The sequence below is a fragment of the Streptomyces sp. NPDC001880 genome, from assembly GCF_053594575.1.
The window spans coordinates 1-14,710 of the sequence record NZ_JBSFET010000044.1; the positions used below are offsets into that span (position 1 = coordinate 1).

Below are 14,710 nucleotides of genomic sequence, written 5' to 3' on the forward strand. Positions count from 1 at the left end.
GGGGTGGCCGGCGCGGCGACGGGCGCGGTGGCCGGCGCGGTGGCCGGCGCGGCGACGGACTCGGCGACGGGCGCGGCGACGGGCGCGATGGCCGGTGCGGCCACGGGCGTCCCGGGTGCGGGCTGAGAACGGGGCTCGGGTCCGCTCTCGGGCGCCGGCCCGTCAGAAATGGTGTTTTTCGGTTCCAATTGAGGTCCCCCCACGAGACCAGAGGCGCTGATTCCGTTATCCGCGCACACACCTGACTGCCACCGGGGGGATGAGGTTGCTCGCTCGACGATTACAGTTCGGCATATGCCGAAGAAGCTCGTGATCAAGGTGACCGCAGGTGCCGACTCCGCCGAGCGCTGCTCGCAGGCGTTCACGGTGGCCGCGGTCGCCGTCGCCAGTGGCGTGGAGGTCTCGCTCTGGCTGACCGGGGAGTCCTCCTGGTTCGCGCTGCCGGGACGCGCCGCCGAGTTCGAACTGCCGCATGCCGCGCCGCTGCCGGATCTGATCGAGTCGATCCAGGCGGGCGGGCAGATCACGCTGTGCACGCAGTGCGCGGCCCGGCGCGACATCACCGAGCAGGACGTCCTGGAAGGTGTACGGATCGCCGGTGCCCAGGTCTTCGTCAGCGAGACCATGGCCGACGGCGTCCAGGCGCTCGTCTACTGATACCGGTGATACCGGCGGGGCGCTAGCGCCGCTTCTTGCCGTCCAGTTCGTCCCACCACTCGTCGGACTTCGGGTCGCCGGACGGATCGTCCCACCAGCGGTCCTCCGGCCCCCGCCGGTTGGCGACCATGGCCGCGACGGGCGGGATGACCATCGCTACGAGGCACATCACTACCGCGGCCGGCATCGACCACAGCCTGACGAAGGACCAGGCCGACACGAACAGGACGATGCAGGCCCCCATCATCACGAAATAGTTGCGACGGCGTCGCGCGTACATGCTCCCAGGGTAGGTCTCCAAGCCGCCCGTGCGAACGGCTCGCAGCCGCCCGGACGGCACGAAGGGCCGTACCCCGTTCAGGAAGGCGTCCAACCCCCTGGGGTACGGCCCTTCGGCCGATCTGTGCCGCGGCACGCGGACCGCGGCAAGTACTGCGGGAACTGCCGTACTAGACGGCGATCGCGACCTCGGAGAGGCCACCGGTCTGCGCCACGACCGTGCGGTCGGCGCTGCCGCCCGGGACGAGGGCGCGCACCGTCCACGTGCCCTCGGCCGCGTAGAAGCGGAACTGTCCGGTCGCCGAGGTCGGGACCTCGGCAGTGAACTCGCCGGTCGAGTCCAGCAGGCGCACATAGCCGGTGACGGGCTCGCCGTCGCGGGTCACGCTGCCCTGGATGGTGGTCTCACCGGGCTTGATGGTCGAGGCGTCGGGGCCGCCGGCCTTTGCTCCACACATGGTGTCTCGTCCTTCTGGTTCGGGGGTCGTGCTGGTCCGGGTCGTGCGGAGTTACTTGTTGGCGCCGAGCTCGATCGGCACACCCACGAGGGAGCCGTACTCGGTCCACGAACCGTCGTAGTTCCTGACGTTCTCCTGGCCGAGCAGCTCGTGCAGCACGAACCAGGTGAGCGCGGAGCGCTCGCCGATGCGGCAGTACGCGATGGTGTCCTTCGCCAGGTCGACCTGCTCGGCCTCGTAGAGGGCCTTGAGCTCCTCGTCCGACTTGAAGGTGCCGTCGTCGTTGGCGTTCTTCGACCACGGGATGTTGCGGGCGCTCGGCACGTGGCCGGGGCGCTGGGACTGCTCCTGCGGGAGGTGCGCCGGGGCGAGCAGCTTGCCGCTGAACTCGTCGGGCGAACGCACGTCGACCAGGTTCTGGTTGCCGATCGCCTTCACGACGTCGTCGCGGTAGGCGCGGATCGACTTGTCCTGCGGCTGGGCCTTGTACCGGGTGGCCGGGCGGGACGGGATCTGGTCGCCGTCGACCAGGTCGCGGGAGTCGAGCTCCCACTTCTTGCGGCCGCCGTCGAGCAGGCGGACGTCCTGGTGGCCGTAGAGCTTGAAGTACCAGAACGCGTAGGACGCGAACCAGTTGTTGTTGCCGCCGTACAGGACAACCGTGGTGTCGTTGCCGATGCCCTTCTCGGACAGCAGCTTCTCGAACCCGGCCTGGTCGATGAAGTCGCGGCGGACCGGGTCCTGGAGGTCCTTGGTCCAGTCGATCCGGATCGCGTTCTTGATGTGGTTCTTCTCGTACGCCGAGGTGTCCTCGTCCACCTCGACGAGAGCGATCTTCGGGTCGTCGAGGTGGGCCTCGACCCAGTCGGCGTCTACCAGGACGTCACTACGGCTCATTCTGTTCTCCTCCGGGGCGGTCTGCGGCGAGATGATGCGAGACGGTGCGTGATGCGGATGCACGGCGGCACGGCGTGCGCACGTACAACGACGATCGGATGGGCCCCGACGTCGGTCGAGGGGCCGGGGGGAATGCGGGGCGCCGAGGGCTCCCGCTCAGACAGTGCGACAGAGCATGGCGGCGACGCGGCACAGGTCCACTGCCCGCCGCTTCGTGAGATCCGCCCGTCCCCGCTGCGGGAGACCGCCAATAGAGCACTGCATGGGACCGATCGTAGGGAGATACGGGCGGACATGTCACCGCCGTGTCGAATCCTGAGACGCGATCGTCTGCCATACGAGACGAGGGTGAGGCCGAGGCATCCCCCGCACCGCTTCCGCTCCGTCGGCGGCCGACAGCCATCTACGGATCGGACACGGCCGTCTCAGTATGTGGCGCGCCAGGGCGTCGAGGCGTCCGGAGAGCGGGGGTGGCCCGCCGGAGGGGGCGATGCGCCCAGGGTCTTTCGTTTGGATCAGGCCGGATCAGGGAGCGGGGTCTGGTGCGTGCGATTGCAAGGCGGAGGAGGGAGTCGGGGCGGAGCCCTGGCGAGTGACGACAACGCGGCAAGCGTGCGTGCCGGACCCCCGCGAGCCCGGCCTGATCCACGAGCCCGGCCTGATCCACCTGATCCAAACGAAAGACCCTAAGCGGCGAGCTTCACATCCGTGCCCGTCACCGAGATCTCCAGGCCGTCGGCGGTCGGCTGGATCTTCTGGAGCTTCAGGCCGCTCGGCAGGCCGCCGATCTCCCGGTCGAAGTCGGTCTTCTGGCGGACGATCCCCTCCAGCCCGGGGATGCCCTCGCCCGGCACCTTGTCCGCGCGCACCCGGAGCGTGTGGCCGTCGACCAGGGTGACGGTGGAGAGCACGCTGCGCGAGACCGGGTTGCCGAGGACGTCGACCGTGCCGGTCACCTTCACCTTGTTGTTGCCGCCGTACTCGACGGCAACGCCGTCACTGGCAACCTTGGTGAGGTCCTCGTACGAGATGACGGCGGTGCCCGTGGCGCGGGCGGCGGTGGCGCTGGAGTAGCCGTCGGCCAGTTTCACGTCGTGCAGTGCGGCGTTCATCCGGCTGATCCGGAGCCTGCGGCCGTTGGCCGCGGTCTCGATGCCGGTGATCTCGACATCGACCTCGTCGAGGCGGTTACCGGCAATCTGCGTCAGGAACGGGAATCCCTTGATGGAGACGTCCGTCGAGCCGATCGTGGCATCCGTGATCCGGATCCGCCCCGCGGCCTCCGACTCGACGAAGTACACCGCCGCCCGGTCGACGGCGACGAAGATCCCGCCCAGGACCACCACGATGACCAGCAGTATCCGCAGTGCACGCATGCCCGCTCTTTCCCCCACCCTGCATTCCGGCCGGACCCCCGGCGCCCCGCACGTCCGGCGAATCTGTGCGGCGCCCCAGGTGATCGACGAGCAGGCACCCCTCTTCGGTTCCCGGGGCGGGTCCGGCCCCGGGAACGGGCTTTCGTTTGCATCAGGCCCGGCGTGGTCCGGACCGGAGCCCCTATGAGAGCACGCGGCCCAGCAGGTACACGGCGGGCGCCGCGGCGGTGAGCGGCAGTGCCACACCGGCGGTCATGTGGACGAAGCGCGACGGGTAGTCGTAACTCGCCACCCGCAGCCCGATCAGCGCACAGACACCCGCAGCGATGCCGAGCAGCGCGCCCTTCGCTCCCAGGTCGGTGAGCGCCCCGGCCACGGCTCCACCGCCCGCCGCGGCGAGCAGCGCCACCACGACCGAGGCCGGTCCGGGCAGCGGGAGCGCGCGGACGAGCACGGCGACCGCGACAGCCACCGCGCCCACCGTCACCGCGTCCGGGACCGCCGCGAGGTGTCCGGCGGCCAGGACCGAGAGCGCGGCCGACGCGACGGTGGCCATCAGCCCCTGCATCCGCTCGTCGGCACTCGCGTGGCTGCGCAGCTGGAGGACCACGGTGAGCAGCACCCAGACGCCGAGGGTGCCGAGGATGGCGGCCGGTCCGTTCTCCCGGCCCGCGGCGAGCAGCACGATGTCGGCGACGAGGCCGCCCGCGAACGCGAGCGCGATGCCCTGCCGGGCCGGCCACATGCCGTTGAGCCGGAACCAGCCGGCCGCGGTCACGGCCTGGAGCAGCACGAGGGGCACGACCAGGGCGTACGGCCCGATCGCGGCGCCCAGGGCGAGCAGCAGCCCGAGTCCGGCGGTGATCCCGGCGGGCTGCATGCCCGGCGGGATGATCGGTGAGCGGCCCTCGGCACGGGCGCGCTGGGCATCGGTGATCCGGCTGTTGCCCAGGGTGGTGGGGGCGCCGTACCCGGCCGCGTCGTGCGCAGAGGCGGGTGCGGCCGGCTCGGCGGCCGGGGGCGCTGCCGGCACCTCGGGCGGCAGCGGGTACGAGCCCGAGGCGCCCTGCGGCGGCAGATGGGGCGGCAGGTAGGCGGTCTCGTCGGCGACCGGACCGGGCTGGGCGGGCTGGGCGGGCTGGGCGGGCTGGGCGGGCTGGGCGGGCTGGGCGGGCTGCGCAGACTGGAGGACCGGCTGGTACTGGGTGTCCCAGGTCTGGCCCTCCCAGGTCTGCGCGACCGCGGGGTCCTGGCCGTGGGCCGTGGGCGCGGCGGGCTCCTGCCCGTACCCGGCCGGCCAGCCCTGCCCGGGGCTCGCCTGCGGTGCCTGCTGCGGGGTCCCGTACGAGGGATACGGGGGCTGCTGCCCGTGCGGCTGCGCGCCATGGACCTCGCCGCCGTGGGACTGCGCACCGTAGGCCTGCGCCCCGTAGGACTGCGCACCGTAAGCCTGCGCCCCGTAGGACTGATCGCCGTGGGACTGCGCACTGTAGGACTGATCACCGTAGGACTGATCACCGTACGGCTGCGGCTGCCCGCCGTCCGACGGGTCGTGGCCGGGACCGTACCCGTGGCGAGGGTCCTGTCCGTACGGATACTGCTGATCGTTGCTGCTGCTCATGTTCTGCGGTTCACCCTCCTGCGAACGGCGGGAGCACCTCGACCGTGCCGCCCTCGGCAAGGCGTACGGTCTCATGGCCGCGGGCCCCCACGGGGTCACCGTCGATGAGGAACGAGCACCTTTGCAGCACTCGGGTGAGCTCTCCGGGGTGCCGTGCGCGCACCGCATCGAGCGCCTCGGCGAGGGTCGCAGCCGTGTACGGCTCCTCCGCGGTCCCGGCCGCAGCCTTGGCGGCGGCCCAGTAGCGGATGGTTACCGCAGCCATGGCGCCACTCCTCTCGTCTCTCGTCAGCTGTCCATCATGGGTCACGGCGTCACCGCCCAGTCGGCGATGCGGGTGAGCAAGATCTCGTCCGCGGCGTTCTCGGCATGTCCCATGCCGTGCTCCAGCCACAGCTCGGCGCCGTCGCCCGCCGCGTCGGCCAGCGAGCGCGGGTGGTCCAGCGGGAAGTACGGATCCCGGTCGCCGTGCACGATCAGCAGCGGCGCCGGGGCGATCAGCCCGGCGGCCTCGACCGGGGAGAGCGGCACCGGATCCCACGCGTTGCGGTCGATCCGGGTGTGCAGGCCGTAGCGGCCTGCCATCCGGCCCATCGGCCGGGTGACCACCCAGTGCAGTCGGCGCATCGGGGCGGTGCCCCGGTAGTACCAGCGAGCGGGGGCGCTCACGGCCACCACCGCATCCGCGTGCGCCTCCGAACGCGCCCCGGTACGCCCCTCGCGCTCCGCAGTGCCACCGGCTTCCGCGTCGTCCGTCGGCCGCCCCGCGTACAGCGCCCCGTGCCGCAGCACCACGGACCCGCCCATCGAGAACCCGACGGTCACGACCCGGCGGTGTCCGAGCTCCCGCGCCCATGCCACCGCCGCCGCCAGATCCAGCACCTCGCGGTCTCCCACCGTCGACCGCCCGCCGGACCCGCCGTGCCCCCGGAACGAGAACGTGACCACGGCCGCACGCCCGGCGAACACCCCGGCGGCACGTCGCACCGCGGGCCGGTCCACCGAACCGGTGAAACCGTGCGCGAGCACGATCGCAGTACCGTCGAGGGATGACCCCGCAACAGCCCCGGCACCCGTCGTACACGGTTCGTACGCCGCCTCGATACGCACCCCGTCATCGGTACGCAATGCGGTGCGCAGTGGACCGGGCGTGATCGAGGGAACAGCGGAACTCCGAAATCGCCCCTCGGACACAGAACTCATGTGGGCTATTGTGCTGGGAAGAGGATCCGGGCAAAGCAGCCCCCGGGTCCTTTTGTGCTTTCCAGGCGTTGTTACAGCGACGTTTCCACAAGCTCAGCGGTCCCGGGGCGCGGGATTGCAGCCGTGGGACCAGCAGGAAAACGTACGAAGAAGTACCGCATACTCCCCCGGGCCCGGCCCGGGAGTGCCCCTCTCGCAGGGAACGAGGAGGACCGACGTAATGGGCGAGCGAACCGTGCACGATCACCGACCGACGTTCCAGGCAGGTGGGCGGCGATGAGTTCACTGCTGCTCCTGACGAATGCCCTTCAACCGTCGACGGAGGTGCTTCCCGCCCTCGGTCTCCTGCTTCACAGCGTGCGGGTGGCACCGGCCGAAGGCCCCGCTCTCGTCGACACCCCGGGTGCCGACCTCATTCTCATCGACGGCCGCCGCGACCTCCCCCAGGTGCGGTCGCTCTGCCAGCTGCTGCGGTCCACCGGACCGGGCTGTCCGCTGATCCTCGTCGTGACGGAGGGCGGTCTCGCGGCCGTCACCGCCGACTGGGGCGTCGACGACGTGCTGCTGGACACGGCAGGACCGGCCGAGGTCGAGGCCCGGCTGCGGCTGGCCACCGGACGGCAGCAGATCACCGGCGACAACTCCCCGATGGAGATCCGCAACGGCGACCTCTCGGTCGACGAGGCCACGTACAGCGCGAAGCTGAAGGGCCGGGTCCTGGACCTGACCTTCAAAGAGTTCGAACTGCTCAAGTACCTCGCGCAGCACCCGGGCCGGGTCTTCACCCGTGCCCAGCTGCTCCAGGAGGTCTGGGGCTACGACTACTTCGGCGGTACGCGGACCGTCGACGTCCATGTGCGGCGGCTGCGCGCCAAGCTCGGCCCCGAGCACGAGTCGCTGATCGGCACGGTCCGCAATGTCGGCTACCGCTTCGTGGTACCCGAGAAGGTGGAGCGCGCGGCCGAGGAGGCCAAGGACCGGGCCGCAGCGGAGGCGGCTGCCGGACCCGTAACCCGTTCGGAGCAGTCAAGGGCAGCCGCGCTGAAGGAAGAAGCCCCGGTCCGGCCTGCCGGAAGGTAGGTATATCCGCGTAGACTGCCGCGCGTGGCCAAGGTGACGCGGGACGATGTGGCGAGACTGGCGGGGACGTCGACCGCGGTCGTCAGCTACGTCATCAACAACGGACCGAGGCCGGTCGCCCCGGCCACGCGCGAGCGGGTACTCGCCGCGATCAAGGAGCTGGGCTACCGGCCCGACCGGGTTGCCCAGGCGATGGCCTCACGACGGACCGATCTCATAGGAATGATCGTGCCGGACGCCCGGCAGCCGTTCTTCGCCGAAATGGCGCACGCGGTCGAACAGGCCGCCGCCGAGCGCGGGAAAATGGTGCTCGTCGGCAATTCCGACTACCGCGACGAGCGCGAGGTCCACTATCTGCGGGCCTTTCTCGGCATGCGGGTCTCCGGTCTGATCCTGGTCAGCCAGGGCCCCAGCGAGCGGGCGGCCGCCGAGATAGAGGCGTGGGACGCACGGGTCGTGCTGCTGCACGAGCGGCCGGAGGCCATCGACGACGTCGCGGTCGTCACCGACGACATCGGCGGCGCGCAGCTCGCCACCCGGCACCTGCTGGAGCACGGCAACGAGTACGTGGCGTGCCTCGGCGGCGTGGAGTCCACCCCGGCGGTCGGCGACCCGGTCGCCGACCACGTCGAGGGCTGGCGCCGGGCCATGCACGAGTCGGGACGCTCGACGGAGGGCCGGCTCTTCCAGGCCCCGTACAACCGTTACGACGCCTATCAGGTGGCGCTGAAGCTGCTCGCCGGGCCGGACCGGCCGCCGGCGATCTTCTGCTCGACGGACGACCAGGCCATCGGGGTGCTGCGGGCCGCGCGCGAGCTGCGCATCGATGTGCCCGGGGAGCTCGCGGTGGCGGGCTTCGACGACGTGAAGGAAGCCGGTCTGACCGACCCGCCGCTGACGACGGTCTCCTCGGACCGCCCGGCGATGGCGCGGGCCGCGGTGGACCTGGTGCTCGACGACTCGCTGCGGGTGTCGGGGTCGCGACGGGAACGGCTGAAGCAGTTCCCGTCGGCGCTGGTGGTGCGGCGCTCCTGCGGCTGCGGGGAGCCCACGGCCGATTAGCCCGCCCCCGGGCGGGCCGCTCCTCGGAGCGTCCGGCGGCAGGCGTCGCGGGGCTGAGGTGCGTGCCTAAGGACTGTCGTCGTGCGCCCACCGGGGGTTACGGGACAGCCCTTAGGCACGCACCTCAGCCCCGCTCCTTCACCCGCGCTGCCCACTGCCGGAGGGCTCTTATATCGGGCATACGAGCTTCTGCCGGGCTTCTCAGCGCGTGCTCAGGTTTCTCTCATCTTGGCCGGACACGCTCGTAGGCATGACAGAGAGCCAGCGCCCGAGCGGCGAGTACCCGATGTACCCCTCGTACGGCAACGGCGACACGGCCTACCCGCCGCCGCCGTCACACCGGCCCACGCAGCCGATCGCGGCGGGCCCCGGAACCACCGTGTGGCCCGGCGGGAACGGCTCCGACGGGCACGGCGGCAACGGCGACGGCGGCGGGCACGGCGGCAACGGCGACGGACCCGCCTTCCCGCCGCCGCGCGCACCCCAGGAGCCGGCCGCGTCCCGGCACCGGACCAGGCGGCCGGTCGCCCTGCTGACGGCCGTGGCGATCGCGGCGGCGATCGTCGGTGGCGGCACCGCCACTGTCATCAACCAGCTCACCGGCGACAGCTCGAACAGCTCGGGCGACATCATCCCCGGCACCACCGTCTCGCAGAGCAGCAAGGGCTCCGTCTCCGGCGTCGCCGAGGCCGTCTCGCCGATGATCGTCGAGGTCAACGCGGCCTCGGCCGCGGGCAAGTCCACCGGCTCCGGCGTGGTCATCACCTCCGACGGTGAGGTCGTCACCAACAACCACGTCATCTCCGGCGCCTCGTCGATCGAGGTGACGCTCAGCACCGGCCGGACGTACACCGCCGACGTGGTCGGCACCGACCCCGACAAGGACCTCGCGCTCATCAAGCTCCGGGGTGCGAGCGGGCTGAAGACGGCCACGCTGGGCGACTCCTCGAAGGTCTCGGTCGGCGACCAGGTCGTCGCGATCGGCTCGCCCGAGGGCCTCACCGGCACCGTCACCAGCGGCATCGTCTCCGCCCTCGACCGCGATGTCACCGTCTCCAAGGACGACGGCAGCGGCGGCGGCGAGCAGTGGCCGTTCGAGTTCGGCGGCCGGCAGTTCAACGGCGACACCGGCGAATCCACCACCACGTACAAGGCCATCCAGACCGACGCCTCGCTCAACCCCGGCAACTCCGGCGGCGCGCTCATCAACATGGACGGCGAGGTCATCGGCATCAACTCCGCGATGTACTCGGCGAGTTCGTCCGGCGGGTCGAGCAGTTCGAGCGCGGGCAGCGTGGGCCTCGGCTTCGCGATCCCGGTGAACACGCTCAAGGCCGACCTCGACACACTGCGGGCCGGCAACAGCTACTGAGGAGACACTCATGCACCACCCCGCCCACACCCCCACCGGCCCGGCCGACCTGGCCCTCCCCCTCGCTCTCGTGGCGGAACAGGCCGCGCACGGGCCGCGCCGGGCCCCCGAGCTCCGCACCGCCACCGGCAGCCGGCACCGGGCCGCGCGACGACGACGCGCCGCAACCGTGCAAGGCTGAGAGCCGGAAGGCACAGCCGTACGGGAACGAAAAGAGGACAACGAGCGATGAGCCCCGCCGAAGACGATCCGCAGCGCATCCTGATCGTCGACGACGAGCCCGCCGTGCGCGAGGCCCTGCAGCGCAGTCTCGCGTTCGAGGGCTACGACACCGATGTGGCCGTCGACGGTCTCGACGCCCTCGCCAAGGCCGAGTCGTACGCCCCCGACCTCATCGTCCTCGACATCCAGATGCCCCGGATGGACGGCCTGACCGCCGCCCGGCGGCTCCGCTCCGCGGGCACCACCACCCCGATCCTGATGCTCACCGCCCGCGACACCGTCGGCGACCGGGTCACCGGTCTCGACGCCGGCGCCGACGACTACCTGGTCAAGCCCTTCGAGCTGGACGAGCTCCTCGCCCGTATCCGGGCCCTGCTGCGCCGCAGCTCGTACGCGGCCGCGGCCGGCGGCGGCGTTCCTGACGACAATGTGCTGGCCTTCGCGGACCTGCGGATGGACCTCGTCACCCGCGAGGTCACCCGGGGCACCCGCCGGGTCGAGCTGACCCGTACGGAATTCACCCTGCTGGAGATGTTCCTGGCCCACCCGCGGCAGGTGCTGACCCGCGAGCAGATCCTCAAGGCCGTGTGGGGCTTCGACTTCGAGCCGAGCTCCAACTCCCTGGACGTGTACGTGATGTACCTGCGCCGCAAGACGGAGGCGGGCGGCGAACCACGCCTCGTGCACACGGTGCGGGGTGTCGGCTACGCGCTCCGCACCGGCGGCGGTGACGGATGACCAGTCCCCTGCACCGGCTCCGCGCCCTGCCGCTGCGCTCCCGGCTCGCGCTGCTGGTGGCGACGGCCGTGGCGGTCGCGGTGGCGGCGGTCGCTGCGGCCTGCTGGTTCGTGACAAGGGTGCAGCTGGAGAACCAGCTGGATGCCTCGCTGCGCAATGTCTCGGTCAGCAACGACTACGTGCAGGAGCTGTTCACCGCCTGCACCCGCCCCGACCGGGCGGTCCCGCCGCCGGTCGGAGGGACCTACACCGTGCAGCTCGTCACCGCGTCCGGGAGCAGCTGCACCTCCGCCGGGGCCTCGCCGATCGGTGTGACGGCCGCCGACATCGCCGTGGCCGCCGGTGTGCGGGACGACGCCCTGCACACGGCCAGCACGAAGAGCGGCAAGAAGATGCGGGTGTACACGTACACGTACGAGACCCGCAACCCGGTGCCCGGCCTGGTCCCGGGAAGCTTCGCGGTCTCCGTGGCCCGCCCGATGAGCGAGGTCGACGACCCGCTCTCCGCTCTCGCCTGGGTGCTCCTGGCCGTCGCCGGCATCGGCGCCGTCGGCGCCGGCGCGGCCGGGCTCTGGGTCGCCCGCACCGGGCTGCGCCCCGTCGACGAGCTCACCGAGGCCGTCGAGCACGTCGCACGCACCGAGGACCTCACCGTCCGGATCCCGGTCGACGGCGAGGACGAGATCGCCCGGCTGTCCAGCTCCTTCAACTCGATGACCGCGTCCCTGGCCAGCTCCCGCGACCGCCAGGCCCAGCTGATCGCCGACGCCGGCCACGAGCTGCGGACCCCGCTGACGTCCCTGCGCACCAACATCGAGCTCCTCGCCCGCAGCGACGACACCGGCCGCGCCATCCCGCCCGACGACCGCAAGGCCCTGATGACGTCGGTCAAGGCACAGATGACCGAGCTGGCCTCGCTCATCGGCGACCTCCAGGAACTGTCCCGCCCCGACGCCCCCGGCCCCGGCCCGCTCCAGGTCGTCGCGCTGCACGACATCGCGGACACGGCCCTGGAACGCGCCCGGCTGCGCGGCCCCGAGCTGACCATCCGGGCGGACCTGACCCCCTGGTACGTACGCGCCGAGCCCGCCGCGCTGGAACGGGCGGTGGTCAACGTCCTGGACAACGCCGTCAAGTTCAGCCCGTCCCGCGGCACGATCGAGGTCGCCCTGCTGGGCGGCGAGCTGACCGTACGGGACCAGGGCCCCGGCATCCCCGCCGACGAGCTCCCCCACGTCTTCGAACGCTTCTGGCGCTCCCCGTCCGCCCGCCAGCTCCCCGGCTCGGGCCTGGGCCTGTCGATCGTCGCCCGCACGGTCCAGCAGTCGGGCGGCGAGATCGCCCTGCGCCCGGCGCCGGACGGCCCGGGCACGGTCGCCTCGATCCGGCTGCCGGGGGCCTCGACACCACCGCCGGAGCTGTGAGGCGCGGACGACTCGGGTGTCCGCTCAGGCGTCACGCCCGGCCGGTCGGGCACACACGGTGACCCCGACGGAGTGCCGGGCCCCGCAGCAGCGGCCGCCCGGTCAGAGCCGACGTCGGAACTCGGCGGCGAACTGCGGCGCCCCGCCGACCGCGAGCCGGTCCAGCAGTCCGTGCAGATCGCGGGGCTCCCGCCGGTAACGAACGGCCTGGTCACGCAGGACATGCGCCACATCGACAGGAGCCAGGTCCAGCATGTCCAGCAGGAAGTCGTCGGGGTGGAGAACCTCGACCTCGTACGGATCCGCCGCCGAAGGCGGAAAATCCCTCATATTGAGCGTGACCACGGCGTGCGCCTGCCCGCAGACCGCCGCCGCCAGCACGTGGCGGTCCTTCGGGTCGTTCGTCATCACGGGGACGAGTCCCGCGTATCCCGTCACCGCACTGTACGGAAAGGCTCCCGCCATGGCCTCGACGACGTTCTTGGCGGTTGTCGAAGTCACCTTCTCGGCCAGATTGCGCCGCAGCTCCTCCAGGATGTCGGCCGACCAGAGCGGCTCGTAGAGCTCTGCTTCGGCCAGCCGGAGCAAGGTGTCCCTCAGGTAGTTCGGGAAGAGGACACACGTGTCCAGAACCACGCGCTGCACATCACTCCAGTTCGCTCGGTGTCATGAAAACTCAGGCGTCGTAGAGGCCCGCGTCCTCGGTCAGCTCCACCAGCTCGTCCAACCCCCTGCGACGCTGTGTACGGCGCTTCTCCTTGTAGGCGAGCACGTCCGCCAGCAGCACCCTGCGGTGCCGCCCCGGGCGGGAGAAGGGTAGTCCCCCCTCGTCCAGGATCTTCACGAAGGTCGGTCTGCTGACTCCGAGCAGGTCCGCCGCCTCCTGCGTGGTCAGAGTGGTGTTCACCGGGGCGACCGTGACCGCCTTGCCCTCCGACAGCGCGCGGACGACCACCATGAGGGCTTCGTAGACCTCCGGCGGCAGAGAGCGGAAGGTGCCGTCCGGGCCGCGCAACAGCGCTGGTTCGTCGGCCTGCGGGGCCTGGTCGAGAAATGCGCAGAGCTCAGCGATCTCCGCACGGTGTTCGGGCAGGAGGGTTCGATCCTCGACGGTGCTGTGCATGGCTCTGTCTCCTTCTTGAATGGCTCAAGCATCGCAGAATTCGAAAGAAACGCAAGCGCCGATCCGAGGCAGGCTCCCCCACGCGACGGACACGGACACGGTCACCGCCTACCGGCCCACGCCCGGCCCAGGAGCGTCACTCCTCGCACGCGCACCCCGCACGCGGCCACTGCCCTGACCGTGTACGACTCCGGCCGGTCGCACCCACCGGCGATCCGATCACTGATCCAGCGGGTTGTGCCTGATCAGCCATTCGACCAGCCCCGACCGGGTGGCGGGAAAGTCCGGCGGGATGATACCGAGGCCGGGGCTGTGAGGCGCGGACCGGCGAAGCGGAGGGAAGAATGCGCCCTCACCGGCCCACTTTGTCCTGGCAAGAGAATTTCTCGACCTGCCCGGCCGTGGGCTTGTAAGCGCCCTTGTTCTTGATCGAGTGGAAATTCGTGGCGAAATCTTCATCCCACTTGCCCGAATCCATGTACTTCCTGAGTCCCTCTTTCAACTTCTCGCACACATCGCGATGCCCCTTGGGCAGCGCGATGCCGTAGTACTGAAAATTTCCGGTCCTCGGCTTCACGACTTCCAGCCTCTCGTCCTCCTGCGCGAAGCCTTGAAGCAACAACGTGTCCGTGAAGACGGCGTCCACGCCATCTTTCCTGACCAACCTCTGCACACAGTCACCGGCGTCATCCCCCTCGACCTTCTGGTAATGAGGCAGAAGATCGGAGTGAGGAAGAACTTCGGGAGCCATGGCACCGGAAGTCGTTCCGGGCCAGGTACACACTCGCTTTCCTGCCAGGTCGGACAGCTCATGGATGCCCAGAGGGTCACCCTTGCGCACCAGGATGCCCGAAAGGGTCTGGGCATACGGTCCCACGAAGTCGATGGCCGGCCCGGTGGGCTTACCGGACAGCCGTTCGTCGATGATCGAGAAAGTCGCCACGACGAGATTGTCACTTCCGACAGCCGTCTGCCGTTCGTCGGATGGCACGTCAAAGAACTTGGGTTTTTTACCCAGCACACCAGCGGCCATATGGGCGATCCTGATATCGAAGCCGGTGTATGCGCCATAGGTGCCGTTCTTGAAACCGGTCCCGGGCTGGTCGGCCTTCACTCCGATATGGATCTCCTTGGTTGCGGGCCACTCGTCCGACCCGCAGCCGGAGGCCGTCGCGAGGAGCAGCAGACCGCAACCCGC

General features: G+C 70.6%; 18 protein-coding genes. 7 read left to right on the forward strand and 11 right to left on the reverse strand.

Translation table 11 applies throughout. The features are described 5' to 3' along the window. The first annotated feature begins 294 nt into the window (after nucleotides 1–294). Nucleotides 295–657 (forward strand): DsrE family protein, encoded by a 363-nt coding sequence (locus tag ACWCQ6_RS22540; RefSeq protein WP_451091811.1) that lies wholly within the window; start codon nucleotides 295–297, stop codon nucleotides 655–657. A gap of 22 nt (nucleotides 658–679) precedes the next feature. Here ACWCQ6_RS22540 and ACWCQ6_RS22545 read toward each other — a convergent pair whose 3' ends face one another. The 8 genes from ACWCQ6_RS22545 to ACWCQ6_RS22580 form a co-directional block, all read right to left on the reverse strand. After that, a complete protein-coding gene (locus tag ACWCQ6_RS22545) occupies nucleotides 680–937 on the reverse strand; it encodes a DUF3099 domain-containing protein (protein WP_451091813.1) in 258 nt (85 codons plus the stop codon). Between the two features lie 169 nt (nucleotides 938–1,106). Next, a complete protein-coding gene (locus tag ACWCQ6_RS22550; protein ID WP_030925040.1) occupies nucleotides 1,107–1,394 on the reverse strand; it encodes a DUF1416 domain-containing protein in 288 nt (95 codons plus the stop codon). Between the two features lie 51 nt (nucleotides 1,395–1,445). Further along, on the reverse strand, nucleotides 1,446–2,291 hold the full coding sequence (locus ACWCQ6_RS22555) for a sulfurtransferase (protein WP_451091815.1): 846 nt from the start codon (nucleotides 2,289–2,291) through the stop codon (nucleotides 1,446–1,448). Nucleotides 2,292–2,447: 156 nt separating this feature from the next. Beyond that, nucleotides 2,448–2,555, reverse strand: coding sequence for a putative leader peptide (locus ACWCQ6_RS22560; protein WP_350983699.1), 108 nt, complete (start codon nucleotides 2,553–2,555; stop codon nucleotides 2,448–2,450). A 422-nt stretch (nucleotides 2,556–2,977) separates the two neighbouring features. Then, on the reverse strand, nucleotides 2,978–3,667 hold the full coding sequence (locus tag ACWCQ6_RS22565) for an LmeA family phospholipid-binding protein (protein ID WP_451091817.1): 690 nt from the start codon (nucleotides 3,665–3,667) through the stop codon (nucleotides 2,978–2,980). Nucleotides 3,668–3,848: 181 nt separating this feature from the next. Continuing rightward, nucleotides 3,849–5,288: a hypothetical protein gene (locus ACWCQ6_RS22570; RefSeq protein WP_451091819.1), complete on the reverse strand. Its 1,440-nt coding sequence runs from the start codon at nucleotides 5,286–5,288 to the stop codon at nucleotides 3,849–3,851. 10 nt (nucleotides 5,289–5,298) lie between these two features. Next, nucleotides 5,299–5,553, reverse strand: coding sequence for a MoaD/ThiS family protein (locus ACWCQ6_RS22575; RefSeq protein WP_451091821.1), 255 nt, complete (start codon nucleotides 5,551–5,553; stop codon nucleotides 5,299–5,301). A 41-nt stretch (nucleotides 5,554–5,594) separates the two neighbouring features. Next, nucleotides 5,595–6,491 (reverse strand): alpha/beta hydrolase family protein, encoded by an 897-nt coding sequence (locus ACWCQ6_RS22580; protein WP_451091823.1) that lies wholly within the window; start codon nucleotides 6,489–6,491, stop codon nucleotides 5,595–5,597. A gap of 276 nt (nucleotides 6,492–6,767) precedes the next feature. On the opposite strand from ACWCQ6_RS22580, the gene ACWCQ6_RS22585 reads away from it, so the two are divergent. From ACWCQ6_RS22585 to ACWCQ6_RS22610, 6 genes are all read left to right on the forward strand, one after another. Further along, nucleotides 6,768–7,571 carry a response regulator transcription factor gene (locus tag ACWCQ6_RS22585; RefSeq protein WP_451091825.1) on the forward strand — a complete coding sequence of 268 codons (804 nt, stop codon included), beginning with the start codon at nucleotides 6,768–6,770 and terminating at the stop codon, nucleotides 7,569–7,571. A 24-nt stretch (nucleotides 7,572–7,595) separates the two neighbouring features. After that, complete coding sequence (locus ACWCQ6_RS22590) at nucleotides 7,596–8,633, forward strand: LacI family DNA-binding transcriptional regulator (protein ID WP_451091827.1); 1,038 nt, start codon at nucleotides 7,596–7,598, stop codon at nucleotides 8,631–8,633. Nucleotides 8,634–8,883: 250 nt separating this feature from the next. Further along, nucleotides 8,884–10,005, forward strand: a complete 1,122-nt coding sequence (locus tag ACWCQ6_RS22595) for a S1C family serine protease (protein ID WP_451091829.1) — start codon at nucleotides 8,884–8,886, stop codon at nucleotides 10,003–10,005. 10 nt (nucleotides 10,006–10,015) lie between these two features. Next, a complete protein-coding gene (locus ACWCQ6_RS22600; RefSeq protein WP_451091831.1) occupies nucleotides 10,016–10,186 on the forward strand; it encodes a hypothetical protein in 171 nt (56 codons plus the stop codon). Nucleotides 10,187–10,233: 47 nt separating this feature from the next. Continuing rightward, entirely contained in the window at nucleotides 10,234–10,965 is a 732-nt protein-coding gene (locus tag ACWCQ6_RS22605) for a response regulator transcription factor (protein WP_451091833.1), read from the forward strand. Next, nucleotides 10,962–12,389, forward strand: coding sequence for a sensor histidine kinase (locus ACWCQ6_RS22610; protein WP_451091835.1), 1,428 nt, complete (start codon nucleotides 10,962–10,964; stop codon nucleotides 12,387–12,389). The genes ACWCQ6_RS22605 and ACWCQ6_RS22610 overlap by 4 nt, the downstream gene beginning before the upstream one ends. Before the next feature lie 102 nt (nucleotides 12,390–12,491). Here ACWCQ6_RS22610 and ACWCQ6_RS22615 read toward each other — a convergent pair whose 3' ends face one another. The 3 genes from ACWCQ6_RS22615 to ACWCQ6_RS22625 form a co-directional block, all read right to left on the reverse strand. Next, nucleotides 12,492–13,025, reverse strand: a complete 534-nt coding sequence (locus tag ACWCQ6_RS22615) for a PIN domain-containing protein (RefSeq protein ID WP_451091837.1) — start codon at nucleotides 13,023–13,025, stop codon at nucleotides 12,492–12,494. A 40-nt stretch (nucleotides 13,026–13,065) separates the two neighbouring features. Further along, the gene (locus ACWCQ6_RS22620) at nucleotides 13,066–13,512 is read right to left on the reverse strand and encodes a helix-turn-helix domain-containing protein (protein WP_451091839.1); all 447 of its coding nucleotides are present in this window, start codon (nucleotides 13,510–13,512) and stop codon (nucleotides 13,066–13,068) included. A 352-nt stretch (nucleotides 13,513–13,864) separates the two neighbouring features. Further along, on the reverse strand, nucleotides 13,865–14,626 hold the full coding sequence (locus tag ACWCQ6_RS22625) for a transporter substrate-binding domain-containing protein (protein ID WP_451091841.1): 762 nt from the start codon (nucleotides 14,624–14,626) through the stop codon (nucleotides 13,865–13,867). Nucleotides 14,627–14,710: the final 84 nt, after the last annotated feature.

Coding starts and splice junctions, on each gene's coding strand:
- ACWCQ6_RS22540 (WP_451091811.1), top strand. CDS start 295: ATGCCGAAGAAGCTCGTGATCAAGGTGACCGCAGGTGCCGACTCCGCC.
- ACWCQ6_RS22545 (WP_451091813.1), bottom strand. CDS start 937: ATGTACGCGCGACGCCGTCGCAACTATTTCGTGATGATGGGGGCCTGC.
- ACWCQ6_RS22550 (WP_030925040.1), bottom strand. CDS start 1,394: ATGTGTGGAGCAAAGGCCGGCGGCCCCGACGCCTCGACCATCAAGCCC.
- ACWCQ6_RS22555 (WP_451091815.1), bottom strand. CDS start 2,291: ATGAGCCGTAGTGACGTCCTGGTAGACGCCGACTGGGTCGAGGCCCAC.
- ACWCQ6_RS22560 (WP_350983699.1), bottom strand. CDS start 2,555: ATGCAGTGCTCTATTGGCGGTCTCCCGCAGCGGGGACGGGCGGATCTC.
- ACWCQ6_RS22565 (WP_451091817.1), bottom strand. CDS start 3,667: ATGCGTGCACTGCGGATACTGCTGGTCATCGTGGTGGTCCTGGGCGGG.
- ACWCQ6_RS22570 (WP_451091819.1), bottom strand. CDS start 5,288: ATGAGCAGCAGCAACGATCAGCAGTATCCGTACGGACAGGACCCTCGC.
- ACWCQ6_RS22575 (WP_451091821.1), bottom strand. CDS start 5,553: ATGGCTGCGGTAACCATCCGCTACTGGGCCGCCGCCAAGGCTGCGGCC.
- ACWCQ6_RS22580 (WP_451091823.1), bottom strand. CDS start 6,491: ATGAGTTCTGTGTCCGAGGGGCGATTTCGGAGTTCCGCTGTTCCCTCG.
- ACWCQ6_RS22585 (WP_451091825.1), top strand. CDS start 6,768: ATGAGTTCACTGCTGCTCCTGACGAATGCCCTTCAACCGTCGACGGAG.
- ACWCQ6_RS22595 (WP_451091829.1), top strand. CDS start 8,884: ATGACAGAGAGCCAGCGCCCGAGCGGCGAGTACCCGATGTACCCCTCG.
- ACWCQ6_RS22600 (WP_451091831.1), top strand. CDS start 10,016: ATGCACCACCCCGCCCACACCCCCACCGGCCCGGCCGACCTGGCCCTC.
- ACWCQ6_RS22605 (WP_451091833.1), top strand. CDS start 10,234: ATGAGCCCCGCCGAAGACGATCCGCAGCGCATCCTGATCGTCGACGAC.
- ACWCQ6_RS22610 (WP_451091835.1), top strand. CDS start 10,962: ATGACCAGTCCCCTGCACCGGCTCCGCGCCCTGCCGCTGCGCTCCCGG.
- ACWCQ6_RS22620 (WP_451091839.1), bottom strand. CDS start 13,512: ATGCACAGCACCGTCGAGGATCGAACCCTCCTGCCCGAACACCGTGCG.